Source organism: Pseudomonas sp. SK3(2021), assembly GCF_016772375.1.
Lineage (GTDB): Bacteria > Pseudomonadota > Gammaproteobacteria > Pseudomonadales > Pseudomonadaceae > Aquipseudomonas > Aquipseudomonas chlororaphis_I.
This window is the reverse complement of record NZ_CP061943.1, coordinates 1,711,318-1,728,100: the sequence shown is the minus strand read 5'-3', so window position 1 is coordinate 1,728,100 and position 16,783 is coordinate 1,711,318. Positions and strand designations below refer to the sequence as shown.

Annotated in this window: 18 protein-coding genes; 6 read left to right on the top strand and 12 right to left on the bottom strand. The window is 62.1% G+C overall.

The genetic code is table 11. The features are described from left to right. Positions 1-199: 199 nt before the first annotated feature. The 7 genes from IF690_RS07790 to yiaY form a co-directional block, all read right to left on the bottom strand. Complete coding sequence (locus IF690_RS07790; RefSeq protein ID WP_202699627.1) at positions 200-1,285, bottom strand: type I restriction endonuclease; 1,086 nt, start codon at positions 1,283-1,285, stop codon at positions 200-202. Between the two features lie 296 nt (positions 1,286-1,581). Then, positions 1,582-2,106 carry a DUF4142 domain-containing protein gene (locus IF690_RS07785; protein ID WP_202699626.1) on the bottom strand — a complete coding sequence of 175 codons (525 nt, stop codon included), beginning with the start codon at positions 2,104-2,106 and terminating at the stop codon, positions 1,582-1,584. Between the two features lie 137 nt (positions 2,107-2,243). Continuing rightward, on the bottom strand, positions 2,244-3,584 hold the full coding sequence (locus IF690_RS07780) for a sensor domain-containing protein (protein ID WP_202699625.1): 1,341 nt from the start codon (positions 3,582-3,584) through the stop codon (positions 2,244-2,246). A 111-nt stretch (positions 3,585-3,695) separates the two neighbouring features. After that, positions 3,696-4,334 carry a LysE family translocator gene (locus IF690_RS07775; RefSeq protein ID WP_180924475.1) on the bottom strand — a complete coding sequence of 213 codons (639 nt, stop codon included), beginning with the start codon at positions 4,332-4,334 and terminating at the stop codon, positions 3,696-3,698. Positions 4,335-4,461: 127 nt separating this feature from the next. Next, on the bottom strand, positions 4,462-4,878 hold the full coding sequence (gene fos, locus IF690_RS07770) for a fosfomycin resistance glutathione transferase (protein WP_202699624.1): 417 nt from the start codon (positions 4,876-4,878) through the stop codon (positions 4,462-4,464). 84 nt (positions 4,879-4,962) lie between these two features. After that, on the bottom strand, positions 4,963-5,709 hold the full coding sequence (locus tag IF690_RS07765; RefSeq protein WP_202699623.1) for a PA3715 family protein: 747 nt from the start codon (positions 5,707-5,709) through the stop codon (positions 4,963-4,965). A 288-nt stretch (positions 5,710-5,997) separates the two neighbouring features. Then, entirely contained in the window at positions 5,998-7,146 is a 1,149-nt protein-coding gene (gene yiaY, locus IF690_RS07760) for an L-threonine dehydrogenase (protein ID WP_202699622.1), read from the bottom strand. Positions 7,147-7,303: 157 nt separating this feature from the next. Here yiaY and IF690_RS07755 point away from each other — a divergent pair, with 157 nt between their 5' ends. Further along, complete coding sequence (locus IF690_RS07755) at positions 7,304-8,323, top strand: DUF4917 family protein (RefSeq protein WP_202699621.1); 1,020 nt, start codon at positions 7,304-7,306, stop codon at positions 8,321-8,323. A 329-nt stretch (positions 8,324-8,652) separates the two neighbouring features. Here the strand turns inward: IF690_RS07755 and IF690_RS07750 are convergent, their stop codons facing one another. Then, the gene (locus tag IF690_RS07750) at positions 8,653-9,195 is read right to left on the bottom strand and encodes a helix-turn-helix domain-containing protein (RefSeq protein ID WP_202699620.1); all 543 of its coding nucleotides are present in this window, start codon (positions 9,193-9,195) and stop codon (positions 8,653-8,655) included. Positions 9,196-9,354: 159 nt separating this feature from the next. Between IF690_RS07750 and IF690_RS07745 the strand changes: the two genes are divergently transcribed. Further along, complete coding sequence (locus tag IF690_RS07745; protein WP_202699619.1) at positions 9,355-10,137, top strand: aldolase; 783 nt, start codon at positions 9,355-9,357, stop codon at positions 10,135-10,137. A gap of 30 nt (positions 10,138-10,167) precedes the next feature. Next, on the top strand, positions 10,168-11,055 hold the full coding sequence (locus tag IF690_RS07740) for a dihydrodipicolinate synthase family protein (RefSeq protein ID WP_202699618.1): 888 nt from the start codon (positions 10,168-10,170) through the stop codon (positions 11,053-11,055). A 265-nt stretch (positions 11,056-11,320) separates the two neighbouring features. Here the strand turns inward: IF690_RS07740 and IF690_RS07735 are convergent, their stop codons facing one another. Continuing rightward, positions 11,321-11,656, bottom strand: coding sequence for a YegP family protein (locus IF690_RS07735; protein ID WP_202699617.1), 336 nt, complete (start codon positions 11,654-11,656; stop codon positions 11,321-11,323). Between the two features lie 14 nt (positions 11,657-11,670). On the opposite strand from IF690_RS07735, the gene IF690_RS07730 reads away from it, so the two are divergent. Next, complete coding sequence (locus IF690_RS07730) at positions 11,671-12,018, top strand: hypothetical protein (RefSeq protein WP_202699616.1); 348 nt, start codon at positions 11,671-11,673, stop codon at positions 12,016-12,018. 634 nt (positions 12,019-12,652) lie between these two features. Next, positions 12,653-13,006 carry a DUF6124 family protein gene (locus IF690_RS07725; protein WP_097302265.1) on the top strand — a complete coding sequence of 118 codons (354 nt, stop codon included), beginning with the start codon at positions 12,653-12,655 and terminating at the stop codon, positions 13,004-13,006. 184 nt (positions 13,007-13,190) lie between these two features. Here the strand turns inward: IF690_RS07725 and IF690_RS07720 are convergent, their stop codons facing one another. Together IF690_RS07720 and IF690_RS07715 are read right to left on the bottom strand one after the other, a co-directional pair. Further along, positions 13,191-13,499, bottom strand: a complete 309-nt coding sequence (locus tag IF690_RS07720) for a ribbon-helix-helix domain-containing protein (RefSeq protein WP_202699615.1) — start codon at positions 13,497-13,499, stop codon at positions 13,191-13,193. Between the two features lie 76 nt (positions 13,500-13,575). Continuing rightward, entirely contained in the window at positions 13,576-14,157 is a 582-nt protein-coding gene (locus tag IF690_RS07715; protein WP_202699614.1) for a DJ-1/PfpI family protein, read from the bottom strand. A 303-nt stretch (positions 14,158-14,460) separates the two neighbouring features. Between IF690_RS07715 and IF690_RS07710 the strand changes: the two genes are divergently transcribed. Further along, entirely contained in the window at positions 14,461-15,354 is an 894-nt protein-coding gene (locus IF690_RS07710) for a DMT family transporter (protein ID WP_202699613.1), read from the top strand. Between the two features lie 150 nt (positions 15,355-15,504). On the opposite strand, the gene IF690_RS07705 is transcribed toward IF690_RS07710, so the two are convergent. Then, entirely contained in the window at positions 15,505-16,722 is a 1,218-nt protein-coding gene (locus IF690_RS07705; RefSeq protein WP_202699612.1) for a class I SAM-dependent methyltransferase, read from the bottom strand. Positions 16,723-16,783: the final 61 nt, after the last annotated feature.

Here is a 16,783-nt window from a genome sequence, read left to right as displayed (position 1 = left end):
GCGCCGAGCACAGCGTGCTGATCTATAAGATTGCCATTGGTAGCGCCGAAACCTGCAAGATCAACTTCATGCTGGTCGACCCTCAGTGCCAGGTGCCGGGTATTTCAAGCGGGAGATCGAGGTGACGCCGACGGGGTGAGTCAGGCAAAAAAAACCGGCGTAGCCCGCCGGTTCTTTAACTCGTACCCAATACAGATTTCTAGTCGTAATACCCGACGGTTTTTTTCAGGTGATCGGAATACTCGTAGATTTCATCGACAGAACTGATCGGATGACGGGTCTCATTCTTTTCCTCGTCAAAGATCCCGATGTACTTTTGTGAACGGTTGAAATGCAGGCGGCAAATCGGTTTTCGGTTGTTGTCGTCGAGCAAGATACCGAAGTAACTCTGAGTGTCCCTTTGGACAATACGCTTGGCATCAACCACGGAGCGAACCACCGCACGTACGATGTGATACCCCTCAAGCTCCTCCAACGTCGTCAGCATCTTATCGTTTGCTGCTTCTGCATCATCGTTATCGGCATTCCCCGCTCCGGAGGCAGAGGCAACCGCAAGAGACGGCTGGATAGCGCCACTCATTGCAGACTTGAGACGCTCATTGATTTGATCATTGAGAAATTGCCCCACCGCTTTTCGAGTCAGCTCATAAAACTGCTCACGGACTTTCTGGGTAATCACTCCGTCGTATACCCGCGACGCAAAGACTTTGACGAAGTCATCGTCTGGCTGACTAACCTGAGACGCAATGACTTTTTTGATCTGGCTAACGTACTTAAGCTCACCTGCCGCACTGATAATCGACTCCACATCAAAAGACGACTTGGTCAGTTTGGTCAGCTCTGGTACCGAATATTCGTCGATATCAAGCAGGTCCAATTCAAGGAAGGGTTTCTCATCCATTTTGTTGGGAGCATCCAGGTCGGTAAAAAACTTATAAACCTGGCCATTGGTGAGGATGGAAATCCGCGCGCTGGTGACATGGAAGTAACGAAACAATTGCGATGCATGATTGATATGCAACGGCTCGCCGATCTTCTTGCACTCGATGAGGATCTGAACCTCCCCATCTTTCATAATCGCGTAATCGATCTTCTCGCCCTTCTTGGTTCCTATATCGCAGACAAACTCTGGCGTCACCTCCGTCGGATCGAATACGTCATAGCCCAACACCGTGCTGATGAAGGGCATGACAAAAGCATTTTTTGTCGCCTCCTCCGTCTGAATGGCTGCTCCCTGCAGACGTACCTTGGCAGCAAGACTGGTTAACTTTTCGAAAAATTCCATGAGTGGCCTCTTACCTGTTCCGATCCGTGTATGAGCGTGGTGGCAAATTGACTGCCATTGATACTAGACACAAACCGCCACAAAGAAAGATTCCTCCCATTCTGGAACGCCGGGACAGGATCTCTGATGGCCGAATAGATGTAACTCCTAACCGCAACGCCTTGAGGATCGGCGGCACAGCAACCGCAGCAGGAACAAAACCAATCTGAAGCGGTGATAAAAACGCCCCGGAAGCGCCTGGCTCGCACTCCCGGGGCATCAGCAATCATTAATGGGCGCCAGCAGCAGGACAGCACTCAACCATCCAGCTGGTCCAGCGGCCGGCCAGCCTTGAGGGCCTTGGCCATTTGCAGGTGGTTCTGCAGTTTCGGCAGGGTCTCTTCGGCGAAGGCCTTGAGCTCGGGTACCTCGGTGACTTCGGCCTGTTGCCGGATCTGCTCGATGGCCTCTTCGGTGGCCTTGACCTGGCTCTCGGCATAGGCGGCGTCGAAGGCTTCGCCTTCCGGGACCTCGGGGATCAGCGCCTTGGCCTTGCTGATCACTTCTTCCCGGGGCGCCACGGGCAGGTCGAGTTTTTTGGCGATTTTCGCCAGGTGCTGGTTGGCGGTGGTGCGGTCGTTGATGACCACGATGGTGTAGTCCTTGACGGCCTTGGAGGAGGTCTTCTGGTGGGCCAGGCGACTGGCCTCGATGTCGGCCATGCCCTTGGCCGAGGCATCATCGATAAACTCCGCGGGGGACTGGGCGAATGCCGCGCTGGCGCTCAGGCCGAGCAACAGCGCGAGGCAGGTGCGAGACAGATGGGTGGCCATGAAGCTCATGGTGTCGGCCTCCTTCGATGAGGTGACGGCGCATGGCGCCTGCACAGAGTGAGAGTTTTCAGGCCATCGAAGGTTTGAAAAAGTTGCATCGGCCACGACGAACGGTTGGCAAAAAACGGCCAGCTCCGCCGCTTCTGTCAGGCACGGGATCGGCTTCGCTGGGCGCGCTTGACGGCGTACATCGCTTCGTCGGCGTGCTTGAACAACTGCTTTTCGTCATGACCATGTTCGGGGAACAGGCCGATACCGATGCTTGGCAGAATGCTCAGCTGATGGCCGTCCAGGCGCAGCGGCTCGTTGAGCGCCTGGCGAATCTTCCCGGCGACGATGCCGGCATCTTCCGCGTGCTGGATACAGCCGAGCAGCACCACGAACTCATCGCCACCGATCCGCGCCACGGTGTCGCTTTCGCGCACGCAGGCCTTGAGCCGGTTGGCCACGGCCTGCAACAGCATGTCGCCCACGGCGTGGCCAAGTGTGTCGTTGACCTGCTTGAACCGGTCCAGGTCGACGTAGAGCAAGGCCATGCGCCCGGACTCGCGGCGGGCACGGGCCAGGGCGCTGCGCAGGCGCTCGCGCAGCAATTCGCGGTTGGGCAACTGGGTCAACTGATCGTACTGGGCCATGTACTGCAGGCGCGCATGCAGCTGCTTGCGCTCGATGGCGGTGGCGAGCTGGGCACAGACGTATTGCAGCAGCTCCTTGTCCTGCTCGGTGTATCGCTCGTCGCCCGGCGCGCTCTTGACGATCAGCGCGCCGATGGTGCCCTTCTGCGAGTTCAGCGGCACACCGAGCCAACAGGGTGAATGCGGCTCGGCGCTGGCATCCGGCAGCGGCACATAATCGTCAGGGGTCAGCAGCAAGGGCTGGCCACTGCGGATCACCTCGGCACACAGACTGCCCGTCAGCGTGCCCGGCTGCTCCGGGCAACGCTCGCGGTCGTCGACGTGATAGGGAAAGCTCAGCGCCTGACATTGCTCGTCATACAGCGCGACGGAGAAATTCAGTGCCGGCAGCCATTCACCGATGATCCGATGCACGCGCCGGAACAACGCCAGCAGGTCCTCGGCGGCATGGGCCGCTTCGGAAATCGCATACAGCGCCGCCTGCCGCGACTCGGCCTGCTTGCGCTCGGTGATGTCGCGGGCCACGGCGATGCGCAGCTGGTCGACCTCGGACCAGCGTGCCGACCAGAGGATATGCGCGACCTGCCCGTCCTTGCGCAGGTAACGGTTCTCGAAGTTGGGCATGGGTTCGCCGGCCATGATCCGGTCGGCGGCCTGCAGGGTGCGCGCACGATCCGCGGGGTGCACCAGCTCGATCATGCGCCGGCCGACCAGCTCGTCCGGCGTGTAACCGAAAATCCGCTCGCAGGCGGCGCTGACGAAGACGAAACGGCCTTCGACATCCACCGCGCAGACGGCGTCCAGCAGAAGGTCGATGAAACTGGCCAGGGGCGCGGAGTTGTTGGTTGCCATCAGGGAACGACACTGCCTGTGAAAATAAAGCGCCGAGTATCAATCCCTGGGTTCTGGCAGCGGCGCAGGGCCGCTGCGGGTCCATGACTGTCGCAACCTTGCGGACAGCCTTTATGCCTTGTTCGCCAGCAATCCCGGAACGGCATGCAGCAAGGCGTTGATGGCAAACCCGATGAACATCACGCCGCAAAGCCGGGTGATCGCCAGTTCGTGGCGCTGATACAGGGTCCGCACCCGCCGCGCACCGACGATGCCAATGAGAATAGCGTATGCGCCGATGCCGCCGAGGAAACTGAGGAAGATCAGCCAGGGCAGCATCGACCAGTTGAGCAGCTCGGCACGACTGGACAGCAGCGCAGTGAACGTCGCCACGGCCACCGGGTACGCCTTGGGGTTGGTCAGGCCGAACAGGATGCCGTGCCAGAACGGTTGGCGCGCCGGGCCCTGGGGCTCCTGCCCGCTGCTGCGCCGGCTGCGGATCGCCCGCAGGCCGAGCCAGAACAGATAAAGGCCGCTGAGCACGCCCAGCACATCGAAGGCACTGCTGCCGATCTCCCGCGCGCCGACGATAGCGATCAGCGCGGTGCTGCACCAGACCACGTCGCCCAGCAGATGCCCGCAGAGAAAGCCGGCCCCGGCCCGTCGCCCGCGCGCGGCGCCAATGCCGAAGACCGCCAGCACGCCGGGCCCGGGGGTAATGCCGTAGATAAAGCCCGAGGCAAGGACAGCCAGTAACAGCGAAGAGGTCATGCCACACTCCGAAGCGCCGAAGGTGGCGCGGTTTTGATCGCAGGATTCTGCCGGCTTGTGCGCCCCCGCACCACCCCACCATGGTCGTCACAGCGACAGCCCGTCGTCTTGAAGCGGCGGCGAGCGGTCATTCGTCGGTAAAGATCGTCATCCCGGCATAGGGTTGCCGCCGGCAGGCGCGCAAGCGCGAGGCCAGATCGCCGACATGGGCTTCCAGCAGGTGGCCGTCGGGGTCGAGAAAATAGAACGAGGCGCCTTCGCTGCGGTTGTCGCGCCACTCCCGCACGCCAGCAGCACGCAGGCGCTGGACGAACGCCACGAAATGCCCGGCCTCGATGCTGAAGGCGTAATGGGTGTAGTCCGGTACCTCCGCCGAACGGCGCGACGAGTCCAGCGACAGGCACAACCACAGGCCCGGCAGCGACAGATAGGCGCCGCTGTCCCAGCTGGCATCCAGGCGCAGGCCCAGCAGGTCGCGATAAAACCCCAGGCTGCGGTTCAGATCGGTCACGGCGAGGGTCAGGTGGTTGAGGCCGGTCAGCATGTCCTGGATACCTTTGAGTCCATCGCCTCGCCCGTGGCCATCGCCACTAACAGACGAGCCAACATCAGGAGATCAGGCAACGCATCAGAATGAGCGACCTTTCAGGCCTTCCGGTACCACGTATTGCTTGCCGTCGTAACGCAGGGTGGTCACTGCCGGCTTCTCGGCACGGGATACGGAAACGCACTCTTCGCCCTTGCGAACATTGGTCGAACCACTTGACTGGGTTTTGACGATCAGGTCTGCATAACCGTGGCTGCTGCTCTTGGCCATCTGAAGAGTGCGTCTGGTCTCATGAAATTCGCCTTCACAGTTGGTGTCCCATTCTCCCCCATAGGACTCGACAACCAACGACTCCAGCACCGGACGCAGGGTGTTGCCCTCTTTGACGTAGAGTGACAGCCAGGCTTCACCGAAAGGGTTGGCCCGTGACGACCCTCGGAAAGCCGCGCGAATGCCGAATGCACGTAACTGCGGCGTGAGGCTATAACGGGCAGTATCAATACTCAGCCCATTGAAGCTGATCGCGTCGGAATTGAATGACGAGGCCTGAGAGTAAGTGGCCAGGGCGGCGCCACCTTCACTCGCAACCAGAGCCAGGCGCAGATCGTAGGTGCCTTCGTCATAGGGGTTTTCAGTAGCCGACTGCGCCTCGAGCTGCGAACTCGCCGTAATGCTCACTCCGGGATAGGCTGGCCACGCCTTGCACGCCGAATATCCCGCCACGCCATCCTTGAGTTCCGGCGCAACGCATTGGGCATAGACATGAGTCGTGCCCAGCGACAGTCCGATCATGACCCAGCAACCCAGCACACCATGTCTCGATGTCATTGCTCCGCTCCCTGCGCCCATCGACGATTACCACGTTTCAGCCACGCACTATCCCCCGCCCAATCGACTCTTTCAACCCGTTCAAGCCTGACTCCCGCGTGCCCATATGAACAAGCCTGTCGGTTTTCGGCTACATGCAAGCCTGGGGCTCGATTCGCAAGCGCCAGTTATGCCTCTCTGCAGGAGCGAGCTTGCTCGCGATATTCGTCAGAACAATGCGGAACATCGCCCAGATCGCTGACGCGATCGATCGCGAGCAAGCTCGCTCCTATAGGGAATGGGGATGGGTCAGAACGCGCTGCGGAAGATTTCCTCGATCTGGCGCTGGTCGGCGGCACGGGGGTTGGTCAGGCCGCAGGCATCTTTCAAGGCGTTGGCGGCCAGCACCGGGATGTCCGTCAGCTTGGCGCCCAGGTCGCGCAAGCCGCTGGGGATCTCGACATCCCGGGCCAGGCTGCGGATGGCGCTGATGGCCGCCTGCGCGCCCTCCTCCGGGCTGAAGCCACGGATGTCCGCGCCCATGGCGTGGGCCACGTCGGTCAAGCGTCCGGCGCAGACCATGGCGTTGAAACTCTGCACATGGGGCAGCAGCACCGCGTTGCACACGCCGTGGGGCAAGTCGTAGAAGCCGCCCAACTGATGCGCCATGGCATGCACGAAACCCAGCGACGCATTGTTGAACGCCATGCCGGCGAGGAACTGCGCATAGGCCATGTTTTCCCGGGCAACCAGGTCGCTGCCGTCGTGCACCGCCTGGCGCAGGTTCTGGCTGATCATGGTCACGGCTTTCAGCGCGCAGGCATCGGTGATCGGGTTGGCCGCGGTGGAGACATAGGCTTCGACGGCGTGGGTCAGCGCGTCCATGCCGGTGGCGGCGGTCAGGCCCTTGGGCATGGCGACCATCAGCGCCGGGTCGTTGACCGACAGCAGCGGCGTGACGTTACGGTCGACGATGGCCATTTTCACGTGGCGCTTTTCGTCGGTGATGATGCAGAAACGGGTCATTTCGCTGGCGGTGCCGGCGGTGGTGTTGATGGCGATCAACGGCAACTGGGGCTTGGTCGAGCGGTCGACGCCCTCGTAGTCGCGGATATGCCCGCCATTGGTGGCACACAGGGCAATACCCTTGGCGCAGTCATGGGGCGAACCGCCACCGAGGGAAATCACGAAGTCGCAGCCACTGCGCTGCAATTGCGCCAGGCCCTTCTCGACGTTGTCGATGCTCGGGTTGGGCTTGGCGCCGTCGAAGATCACCGAATCGATGTCCTGCAGCGCCAGCTTCTCGGCAATCGTCCCGGCCACCCCGGCCTTGGCCAGGCCGGCGTCGGTGACAATCAGCGCCTTGCGAAAACCGTAGTTGCGAATCGCGACCATGGCCTCGTCGAGACAGTCGATACCCATGATGTTCACGGCGGGAATGAAAAAAGTGCTGCTCATGGCGCGTCCTCCTGGCTGACGCCGGATCGGCCACACCGACCCGGCAAATGCGCACAGGATCGACCCATCGGTCACGCGCGTTGTTGATCTGGCTCAAGGGTCGGTCGTGATAAAGTCGGCGCCCTGTACACCTTCTGCCTTGAGACGACGAACTGCGATGATGGATTTCCAGGAATTTGATACCGACCTTGAAGACTGGGACGCCTTGCGCGCCAGCACGCCGATCGCCGGCCTGCTGATCGGCAACGGCGCCAGCCGTGCGGTGTGGGAAGACTTCGCCTACGATTCGCTGTTCGAGAACGCCCGCACCGTCGAGGAAAAGCCCCTGAGCCCCTCCGAGCTGAGCGTGTTCGACGCCCTGCAGACCCGCAGTTTCGAGCAGGTGCTGGGCGCGCTGAAGACCACCAGCCGGGTCAACAAGGCCCTGGCCGTCAGCTCCGCGGCGCCGCGCAATCGCTACTACGCGATCAAGGAAGCGCTGATCAATACCGTGCATGCGGTGCACATTCCGTGGCGCCTGGTGCAGCCGGCGACGCTTTCGCAGATCAACCAGGAGCTGCGCCGCTACCGCACGGTGTTCACCAGCAACTACGACCTGCTCAACTACTGGGCGATCCAGCACGATGCCCAGGGCATCGACGACCTGTTCCAGGGCGCCGACCCGAGCTTCGACATCGGCCAGACCGCCAGCCAACAGACCCGCGTGCTGTACTTGCACGGCGGCCTGCACCTGGTGCGCAACCAGGACGGCACCGCGCGCAAGCTGGGTTCCACCGAAGGCACCCTGCTGGGCAACTTCGCCATCAACAACACCCTGAAGACCCTCGACGATGTGCCGCTGTTCGTCAGCGAAGGCCCGGTGGCGGACAAGCTCAAGACCATTCACAGCAGCGACTACCTGTCGTTCTGCTACCAGCAGTTGCTCAACCACAGCGACGCGCTGTGCATCTTCGGCCACGACCTCGGCCCCCAGGACAGCCACCTGGCGCAGGCGATCCGCCAGGCCGGGATGCGGACCCTGGCGATCTCGATCCACCCGCGCAGCAAGGCCTTCATCCAGAACCAGAAGCGGCGCTACACCCAGCTGTTCGAGGGGCTGGAGGTGACGCTGCGCTTCTTCGATTCGAAGAGCCATGCCCTGGGCGCACCTGCGCTGTCGGTGCCGGTCGAGCGCTGAAAGCTATCCGCTATTTGTGGCGAGGCTTGCCCGCGATCCAGGCATCGCGGTCAGTCTGGACGGACGTTATCGCGAGCAAGCTTCGCGCCTACAGTTTTCGTGCTGGTACGCCACCTGTAGCCGCTGCCGAGCGTAGCGAGGCTGCGATCGGCTGCGAAGCGGCCGTAACATTCTTCCAGGCATACCGCATGCTCAGGTTTTGCGAGGACTGCGTCGGAATGCCGCCCACCTCGATCGCAGCCTCGCTACGCTCGGCAGCGGCTACGGGGCAATGGGGCAGCAGTTCGGCGCCGATGGTGTAAGAAAATCCACAATCCGCAGGAGCGGGCTCAGTCTTCGCCGCTGTGCACCACCACCAGCAACTGCGCCTGTACCTCGCCCACCGAGCGCAGGCGGTGGGGTTTCTGCGCGTTGAAGTGCAGCGCGTCGCCACGGTTGAGGATCACCCGCTCGTTCATGAAGTCCACCTCAACCTGCCCTTCGTGGACAAACAGAAACTCCTCTCCCAGGTGTTCCTTGAAGCTCTTGTCGGTGAACTCCCTGGGCGGATAGATGATGAACGGTAGCAGGCTGCGCTCGCTGACCTGATGCGCGAGCACCGCATAACCCGGCGCCTGGTCGTTGGCCGCCAGCGACTGGCGTTCGTCGCTGCGCACCAGGCTGTAGCTGTCGAGGCTGACCTTGTCTTCGGCGAACAGCTCCTCGACGTTCACGTTCAATGCCCTGGCCAGTTTCAACGCCGCCGCAATCGAGGGCGTGTTCAGGCCCCGTTCGACTTTCGACAGGTAGCTCTTGGTCATGCCGGATTTCTCGGCCAGGGCCTCCAGCGTCACGCCAAGTTTTTTTCTCAATAATTTCAAACGGATAGACATGTAGAACGGTTAACCCATCAAGGAGGCGATGATTTGTCCTTGCCAATGACACAAAGTGTCATATAGCCTCTTTAGTGTCATTTGCTATCACCCAACGACCTTGCGAGCAGCGGGGGCTGGCAAATCCGACGTCCATTGCAACCACCAAAGGACACCGATATGGCCAAGACATTAGCACTACCCAAAGAGCAACTGGTCAAGCAAGCCCTGACCCAGATGCAAAACACCCTGGCGGATAATACGTGGACCGACCGGCAAAAGCTGGCGCTGACGTGCCGCATCCTGTTCGAGAACGGGCATGACTCCGGCCTGGCCGGGCAGATCACTGCCCGCGGCCCGCAGCCGGGCACCTACTACACCCAGCAATTGGGCCTGGGTTTCGACGAAATCACCGCGGGCAACCTGCTGCTGGTCAATGAAGACCTGGAGGTGCTCGAAGGCCACGGCATGCCCAACCCGGCCAACCGTTTCCACAGTTGGGTGTACCGCGCCCGCCCCGACGTGAACTGCATCATCCACACGCACCCGACCCACGTCGCCGCGCTGTCAATGATCGAAGTGCCGCTGGAAATCTCCCACATGGACCTGTGCCCGCTGTACGACGACTGCGCCTTTCTCAAGGCCTGGCCGGGCGTGCCGGTGGGTAACGAAGAAGGCGAGATCATCTCCGCGGCCCTGGGCGACAAGCGCGCCATCCTGCTCTCGCACCACGGCCAGCTGTCCACCGGCGCCAGCATCGAGGAAGCCTGCGTGATCGCCCAGCTGATCGAGCGCGCCGCCAAGCTGCAATTGCTGGCCATGGCCGCCGGCACCATCCAGCCGATCCAGCCGGAGCTCGGCCGCGAGGCCCATGACTGGATCTCCAAGCCCAAGCGTCACGCCGCCGCCTTCAACTACTACGCTCGGCAGAACCTCAAGCAACACGCCGATTGCCTGAACTGAAACCACCCTATTCGCTAAAGGAGCCTCGCCATGTCGAACACCCACATTCACGGCATCATCGGCTACACCATCACCCCGTTCACCGCCAACGGTGAGCACCTGGACCTGGACACCCTCGGCCGTTCCATCGATCGCCTGATCGACAGCGGCGTGCAGGCCATCGCGCCCCTGGGCAGCACCGGCGAAGGCGCCTACCTGAGCGACGCCGAGTGGGACCAGGTCGCCGAGTTCAGCATCCGTCACATCGCCAGGCGCGTGCCGGTCATCGTCAGCGTTTCCGACCTGACCACCGCCAAGGCCGTGCGCCGCGCGCGCTTTGCCGAGGCCAAGGGCGCCGATGCGGTGATGGTCTTGCCGACGTCCTACTGGAAGCTCAGCGAAGCCGAGATCCTCGCCCACTACCAGGCCATCGGCGACAGCATCGGCGTGCCGATCATGCTCTACAACAACCCGGCCACCAGCGGCACCGACATGTCGGTGGAGCTGATCCTGCGGATCTTCCACGCGGTGGAAAACGTGACCATGGTCAAGGAGAGCACCGGCGACATCCAGCGCATGCACAAGCTGCAACTGCTGGGCGAAGGCCAGGTGCCGTTCTACAACGGTTGCAACCCGCTGGCCCTGGAAGCCTTCGCCGCTGGCGCCAAGGGCTGGTGCACCGCCGCGGCGAACCTGATCCCGCAGCTCAACCTGGACCTGTACCAGGCGGTGCTGGACAACGACCTGGACCGCGCGCGCGAACTGTTCTACCGCCAGTTGCCAGTGCTCGACTTCATCCTCAAGGGCGGCCTGCCGACCACCATCAAGGCCGGGTTGAACATGACCGGGCTGCAGGTCGGCGACCCGCGCCGGCCGGTGTTCCCGCTGGGCGAGGCCGGGCGTAATCAATTGCAGGCCATGTTGAACGCAGTCCGCTGATCGGGCCTTCGCTGTAGAGGGTGATCGTGCGGGCCTCATCGGCGGCAAGCCTGGCGCCTACAGAAGCCAGGACGCCACCGACCTTGTAGGAGCGAGCTTGCTCGCGATGACGACAGCAGGAGCGCCGCACAACTTGCCCGCGATAGCGGTGCAGCAGACACAACACCTTGCCTGCATCGCCGGCAAACCGAGTTCCCACAAAAGCAGCGCCCAACAAAAAGCCCGGCAGGTTGTCCTGCCGGGCTCTTTTGTTTCAGAGCAGAAACTAAACGGTCTTGTCCTTGATGGTGGTGGTTGGACCGTTGGCCTTGACGCTTTCAATACCGCCGTCGCGTGCCGCCTCGGACGAATAGCGCTGGCTACTGCCGATGATCTGGTGGTTCGCCGCCTTGAGGTTGAAATAAGGCTTGCCGTCCTTGGCGACTTCCTTGGCGTAGCGGGCCTCGGTAGGGCTATTGCTTTGCACCGAAGCGATGCCGTTTTCGGCGGCGCTGCGGGAGGAATACAACTCACTCGTCAAAATGGTTTCAGCGTTGCCAGCCTTGAGAACGAAGCGGAACTGCCCGTCACTGCTTTTGCTCAATTCATACCATCCAGCCATGGTCCTGCTCCTGAGTGTCCAAAGATGCGAATGCACTTCGGATTAAAGCCTGTCTTTGCCGGTTTACCAGCGTTTGGGGTGTGTTGCTGAGGCACGCAGCATCAGACAGGAAAAACCGCATCCGGTTCATGAGGCAAAACGCATGCAGACAAATAGTCATAACCCTCAATATCATTCGTAGCCTTTCCTGTCCGGCAGCACTTGCAAAGGATTTTCATATCGGCGACCTGAGCATCAAGGGCTTCGAGGTCGACTTCACCCTGGACAACAGGTTCAACCGCGATTGCCGCCCGCCCCTGAGCGGCGAAAACGCCTCGAGCCTTGGGCGTAAGGCCAAGATCAGCGTGACGCGCTTCTTCTGAAGTGGCGTTGCCCAGTCGATCGCCATCGCGAGCAAGCTCGCTCCTACAAGGGAACGCCTATCCCCTGTAGGAGCGAGCTTGCTCGCGATGGCGGTACGTCAGACACAGCGCAAGTCGCGTAAGAAACACAGTTGCTACAGAAGCCGGGGCTGCCCTGAACCTGTAGGAGCGAGGCTTGCCCGCGATGACATTCTCACAGCCGCTGGAGGTCCTGCGACCAGCGGGGCCCGGACCTATCGCCGCCTTGCAGGCTCGGCAGCGGCTACAGGTCGTGTTTTGTCAGGGGATGCTGCTGAAAAGTGGAGAGTTTTCGCTTTGTTTTGTAGGGTATTTCCTAGAAAATCCCCAACGCCTTTGAGCGCCTTGTCCCCCTCAAACCGATCAGGCAGTCTGCCTGGGTCGCTGCAAAAACAGCGGCCCGGATGTGGAAGTCCGGGTCTGAAGAACGTGCAATTCGCTCAATACGAACACCAGTGATTTTCGGTCCTGGTGAGCTCGTTTTATGGCGGCTGTACGTGGGGCACCCTCGGGTGCGCCGGGTCTTCAGGCCGGTCTTCCACACCCATGTACGGCTGCCACCTCTCATGTGGAAGTGAGACCCGGCGGTTCCTAGAACACCTGGAGAAATCACCTCATGAAAAAGCTCGTCCCCGATCCACCCCTGCAATCCCCCCGCAAGCTACGCGACCCGGAACTGGATCGCGCCAATGCCAGCCTGATTGCCACCTTGCAAGCCACTCGCCGCCGCCCCTTCGGCCTGCGCGATGGCCAGCACAACCCCCTGTTCGCCGTACAGCCGGGCGTCAATGCCGAAGACGCGCTGATGCACGTGTCCCTGCTGCTCAAATGCGCCGAGGAGGTTTCCGATGAAATCACCGAACGCGCCAGCGGCATCGAGCGCGGGCTGATCTGGTCCATGGTGCATTCGGTGGAAATGGCCCGGGCAGTGGTGGATGCCCTGCTCGATGGCACGCGCCCGACCTCATGACCTGAAACGGCCCCTGTAGCCGCTGCCGAGCCCTGGCGAGGCTGCGATCGACTTGGGCGGCATTCCGACGCAGCAGGCGCCAAGCCAGGCAACACCACACATCAGACATACCGCGTCGCCAGGTTTTGCGGGGCTGCGCCCCGATCGCAGCCTCGCCGGGGCTCGGCAGCGGCTACAGGGCGGCTCAGCTTTTTGCGGTACGGCGCACCACGCTGAGTTCCGGCGTGGTGCTGCGGCGCTGGCTCAGGTAGCGGGTGCAGCTGACCCGCAGGAACGAGGCGAAATTCACCACCTCGCCGCGGTAATCCATCACCTCTTCGTAGAGTTTGGCGATCAGCTGGTTGGTGGTCATGCCATCGACCTCGGCGATTTCGCTGAGGATGTCCCAGAACTGGTTCTCCAGGCGCAGGGTGGTGACCACCCCGCAAATGCGCAGCGAGCGCGAGCGGGACTCGTAGAGGATCGGGTCGGCTTTGACGTAAAGCTCGCACATGGTGGGCGCTCCTCGGTTGGAAGTAGGACGATGGCGCTGCTTCCTGACAGAAAAGCAGCGCCAGCGGGTCATCCGCTTACAGGGTGATCTGGGTGCCCAGCAGGCCGAGGAAACCGGCCAGCCAGCCGGGGTGCGCCGGCCAGGCCGGGGCCGTCGCCAGATTGCCTTGAACGTGGCTGTCCGTCACCGGGATATCGATGTAGGTACCGCCGGCCAGGCGCACTTCCGGGGCACAGGCCGGATAGGCGCTGCACTCGCGGCCTTCGAGAATGCCCGCCGCAGCCAGCAGCTGGGCGCCGTGGCAGACAGCGGCGATCGGCTTGCCAGCCTTGTCGAAGGCCTGCACCAGTTGCAGGACCTTTTCGTTCAGCCGCAGGTACTCCGGGGCGCGCCCGCCGGGTATCAGCAGCGCGTCGTAATCGGCCGCCTCGACTTTGGCGAAGTCGAAGTTCAGGGCGAACTGATGGCCCGGTTTTTCGCTGTAGGTCTGGTCGCCTTCGAAGTCGTGGATCGCCGTGCGCACGGTCTGCCCGGCCTTTTTGTCCGGGCACACCGCATGCACGGTGTGGCCGACCATCAGCAGCGCCTGGAACGGCACCATCACTTCGTAGTCCTCGACGTAATCGCCGACCAGCATGAGGATTTTTTTCGCGGCCATGGAGATGACTCCTCTTCAAGGGAAAACAGGAGTGTTCAAGGTAGTCCTTATCCGCGGAGCCGGGTAATAACCCGGTACTACGCCCTCAACGCTTCTGTAGCGAGGCTTGCCCGCGATAAAGGCACCGCGGATTGCCTGATACACCGCGTTATCGTTCATCGCGGGCAATCGAGCGTCGACCGGCCGCTCCTACAGAAGCCGAACTGTATGGATAACTCTGCGTACAGCTGTAACAGGGTGCCGCGGTGGGTTTATGGCTAGATAAGCGCACCTGCCCTTCCCCAATAAAAAACGGTTGTCATCATGTCTTCCCGCGAAAACACCGGCATGGCCCTGGGCCTGCTCGGCGTAATCATTTTCAGCCTGACCCTGCCCTTCACCCGCATCGTGGTGCAGGAACTGCATCCACTGCTCAACGGCCTGGGACGGGCGCTGTTCGCAGCGATCCCAGCGGCGCTGCTGTTGCTCTGGCGGCGGGAAAAATGGCCGACCTGGCATCAGGTCAAGGGCCTGAGCCTGGTGATCGCCGGGGTGATCCTGGGGTTTCCGGTGCTATCGGCCTGGGCCATGCAAACCCTGCCGGCGTCCCACGGCGCGCTGGTCAATGGCCTGCAACCCTTGTGCGTGGCGCTGTACGCGGCGTGGCTGTCCCATGAGCGGCCGTCGAAAGCCTTCTGGGGCTGCGCCGCATTGGGCAGCGCCCTGGTCCTGGGTTACGCGCTGATCAGCGGCGCCGGCAGCATCCAGGCCGGTGACTTGCTGATGCTCGGGGCGATTGCGGTCGGCGGGCTGGGCTATGCCGAAGGCGGCCGGCTGGCCAGGGAGATGGGCGGCTGGCAGGTAATCTGCTGGGCGCTGGTGCTGTCGACGCCGCTGTTGATCGGCCCAGTCTGGTACCTCGCGGCGCAGCATCAGGGCGCGGTCTCGGCGAAGACCTGGTGGGCCTTCGGCTACGTGGCGCTGTTCTCGCAGTTCATCGGCTTTTTCGCCTGGTACGCCGGGCTGGCCATGGGCGGTATCGCCCGGGTCAGCCAGATCCAACTGCTGCAGATCTTCTTCACCATCGCCTTCTCGGCGCTGTTCTTCGGCGAGCAGGTGGAACCGGTCACCTGGCTGTTCGCCGTGGGCGTGATCCTTACCGTGATGCTCGGGCGCAAGACTGCCGTGCGCCAAGCAGTCCCAGCGCGCGTCCTGTAGCCGCTGCCGCAGGTTCGGGCCGCGTTCGGACGATCGACGGCGTAGCCGGCGCAAAGGCGGTATCCCGGCCCAGTCAGATGTAGCGCGTCGCCTGGTTTTCGGCCCCTGCGGTGCCGATCGCAGCCTGCGGCAGCGGCTACAGGGGCGTGCTCAGGCCAGGTAGCCGTCGGCCCGCAGCAGGGTTTCCAGGCAGTGCTCGCTGATGTGGTAGAAGGCCTTGAGTTCGCCGATCTTCGCCAGCAGTTGGGTCGGGTCCTGGGGTTCGGCGCGTTTGACCGCGAGGATCATCTTGTTCTTGTTGGTGTGTTCCAGGGAGATGAACTCGAAGACCTTGGTCTCGTAACCGCAGGCTTCGAGGAACAGCGCGCGCAGGCTGTCGGTGACCATCTCCGCCTGCTGGCCCAGGTGCAGGCCGTATTGCAGCATCGGCTTGAGCAGCGCCGGGCTCTGCATCTGCGGGCGGATCTGCTTGTGGCAACACGGCGAGCACATGATGATCGACGCGCCGGAACGAATGCCGGTGTGGATCGCGTAGTCGGTGGCGATATCGCAGGCGTGCAAGGCGATCATCACGTCCAGCTCGCTCGGCGCCACGCTGCGCACGTCGCCGCATTTGAACGCCAGGCCCTGATGGTCCAGGCGCGCCGCCGCGGCGTTGCACAGGGTCACCATGTCTTCGCGCAATTCCACGCCGGTCACCTGCCCTTGCGCCTGCAAGGTGTTGCACAGGTAATCGTGGATGGCGAAGGTCAGGTAGCCCTTGCCGGAGCCGAAGTCCGCCACCCGCACCGGCTGTTGCAGGTCGATCGGCGACGAACTCAGCGCATGGCTGAAGACTTCGATGAACTTGTTGATCTGCTTCCACTTGCGCGACATCGCCGGGATCAGTTCATGCTGCTTGTTGGTCACCCCCAGGTCCGTGAGGAAGGGCCGGCTCAGCTCCAGGTAGCGATTCTTCTCGCGGTTGTGCTCGGCGGACGGCACTTCGCGCTGCTGCTGGGCCTTGCCCTTGAACAGCGAGCTTTTGCCCTTCTTGCTGTATTCGAGCTGCACTTCATCGGTGAGCGACAGCAGGTGCGCGTTCTTGAACGACGCCGGCAGCAGCCCGGCTATCAGCGCCACGCCCTCGTCCAGGGGGAAATTCTTGGTGATGTCGCGGGTCTTGTAGCGGTAGACGAAGGACAGGCATGGCTGCTCCTTGACCGTCAGCTGCTTGATGATCAGCCGCTGCAAATCCGCCTCGGCGCCCACATGCTTGGCCAGCACCAGTTTGATAAAGGCGTTCTGCGCCAGGCTGGTTTCCAGCAGCTCGAGAAACTGGGCGTGATGATCCGGCGCGAGGCTGGCGGGGGTTGCGGTTGCAGACATGGAAAAAGGCGCCTCGGGCGGTGCGGGTATGAATCGGGGAATGGCGGGTATTTTAGGGGGG

Excerpts from the sequence above, each read along its gene's own strand:
- IF690_RS07725 (WP_097302265.1), top strand. The coding sequence starts at position 12,653 with ATGAAAAAGCTCGTCCCCGATCCACCCCTGCAATCCCCCCGCAAGCTA.
- IF690_RS07785 (WP_202699626.1), bottom strand. The coding sequence starts at position 2,106 with ATGAGCTTCATGGCCACCCATCTGTCTCGCACCTGCCTCGCGCTGTTG.
- IF690_RS07775 (WP_180924475.1), bottom strand. The coding sequence starts at position 4,334 with ATGACCTCTTCGCTGTTACTGGCTGTCCTTGCCTCGGGCTTTATCTAC.
- IF690_RS07755 (WP_202699621.1), top strand. The coding sequence starts at position 7,304 with ATGATGGATTTCCAGGAATTTGATACCGACCTTGAAGACTGGGACGCC.
- IF690_RS07745 (WP_202699619.1), top strand. The coding sequence starts at position 9,355 with ATGGCCAAGACATTAGCACTACCCAAAGAGCAACTGGTCAAGCAAGCC.
- IF690_RS07705 (WP_202699612.1), bottom strand. The coding sequence starts at position 16,722 with ATGTCTGCAACCGCAACCCCCGCCAGCCTCGCGCCGGATCATCACGCC.
- IF690_RS07740 (WP_202699618.1), top strand. The coding sequence starts at position 10,168 with ATGTCGAACACCCACATTCACGGCATCATCGGCTACACCATCACCCCG.
- IF690_RS07715 (WP_202699614.1), bottom strand. The coding sequence starts at position 14,157 with ATGGCCGCGAAAAAAATCCTCATGCTGGTCGGCGATTACGTCGAGGAC.
- IF690_RS07720 (WP_202699615.1), bottom strand. The coding sequence starts at position 13,499 with ATGTGCGAGCTTTACGTCAAAGCCGACCCGATCCTCTACGAGTCCCGC.
- IF690_RS07780 (WP_202699625.1), bottom strand. The coding sequence starts at position 3,584 with ATGGCAACCAACAACTCCGCGCCCCTGGCCAGTTTCATCGACCTTCTG.
- yiaY (WP_202699622.1), bottom strand. The coding sequence starts at position 7,146 with ATGAGCAGCACTTTTTTCATTCCCGCCGTGAACATCATGGGTATCGAC.
- IF690_RS07790 (WP_202699627.1), bottom strand. The coding sequence starts at position 1,285 with ATGGAATTTTTCGAAAAGTTAACCAGTCTTGCTGCCAAGGTACGTCTG.
- IF690_RS07765 (WP_202699623.1), bottom strand. The coding sequence starts at position 5,709 with ATGACATCGAGACATGGTGTGCTGGGTTGCTGGGTCATGATCGGACTG.
- IF690_RS07735 (WP_202699617.1), bottom strand. The coding sequence starts at position 11,656 with ATGGCTGGATGGTATGAATTGAGCAAAAGCAGTGACGGGCAGTTCCGC.
- IF690_RS07750 (WP_202699620.1), bottom strand. The coding sequence starts at position 9,195 with ATGTCTATCCGTTTGAAATTATTGAGAAAAAAACTTGGCGTGACGCTG.
- IF690_RS07710 (WP_202699613.1), top strand. The coding sequence starts at position 14,461 with ATGTCTTCCCGCGAAAACACCGGCATGGCCCTGGGCCTGCTCGGCGTA.
- fos (WP_202699624.1), bottom strand. The coding sequence starts at position 4,878 with ATGCTGACCGGCCTCAACCACCTGACCCTCGCCGTGACCGATCTGAAC.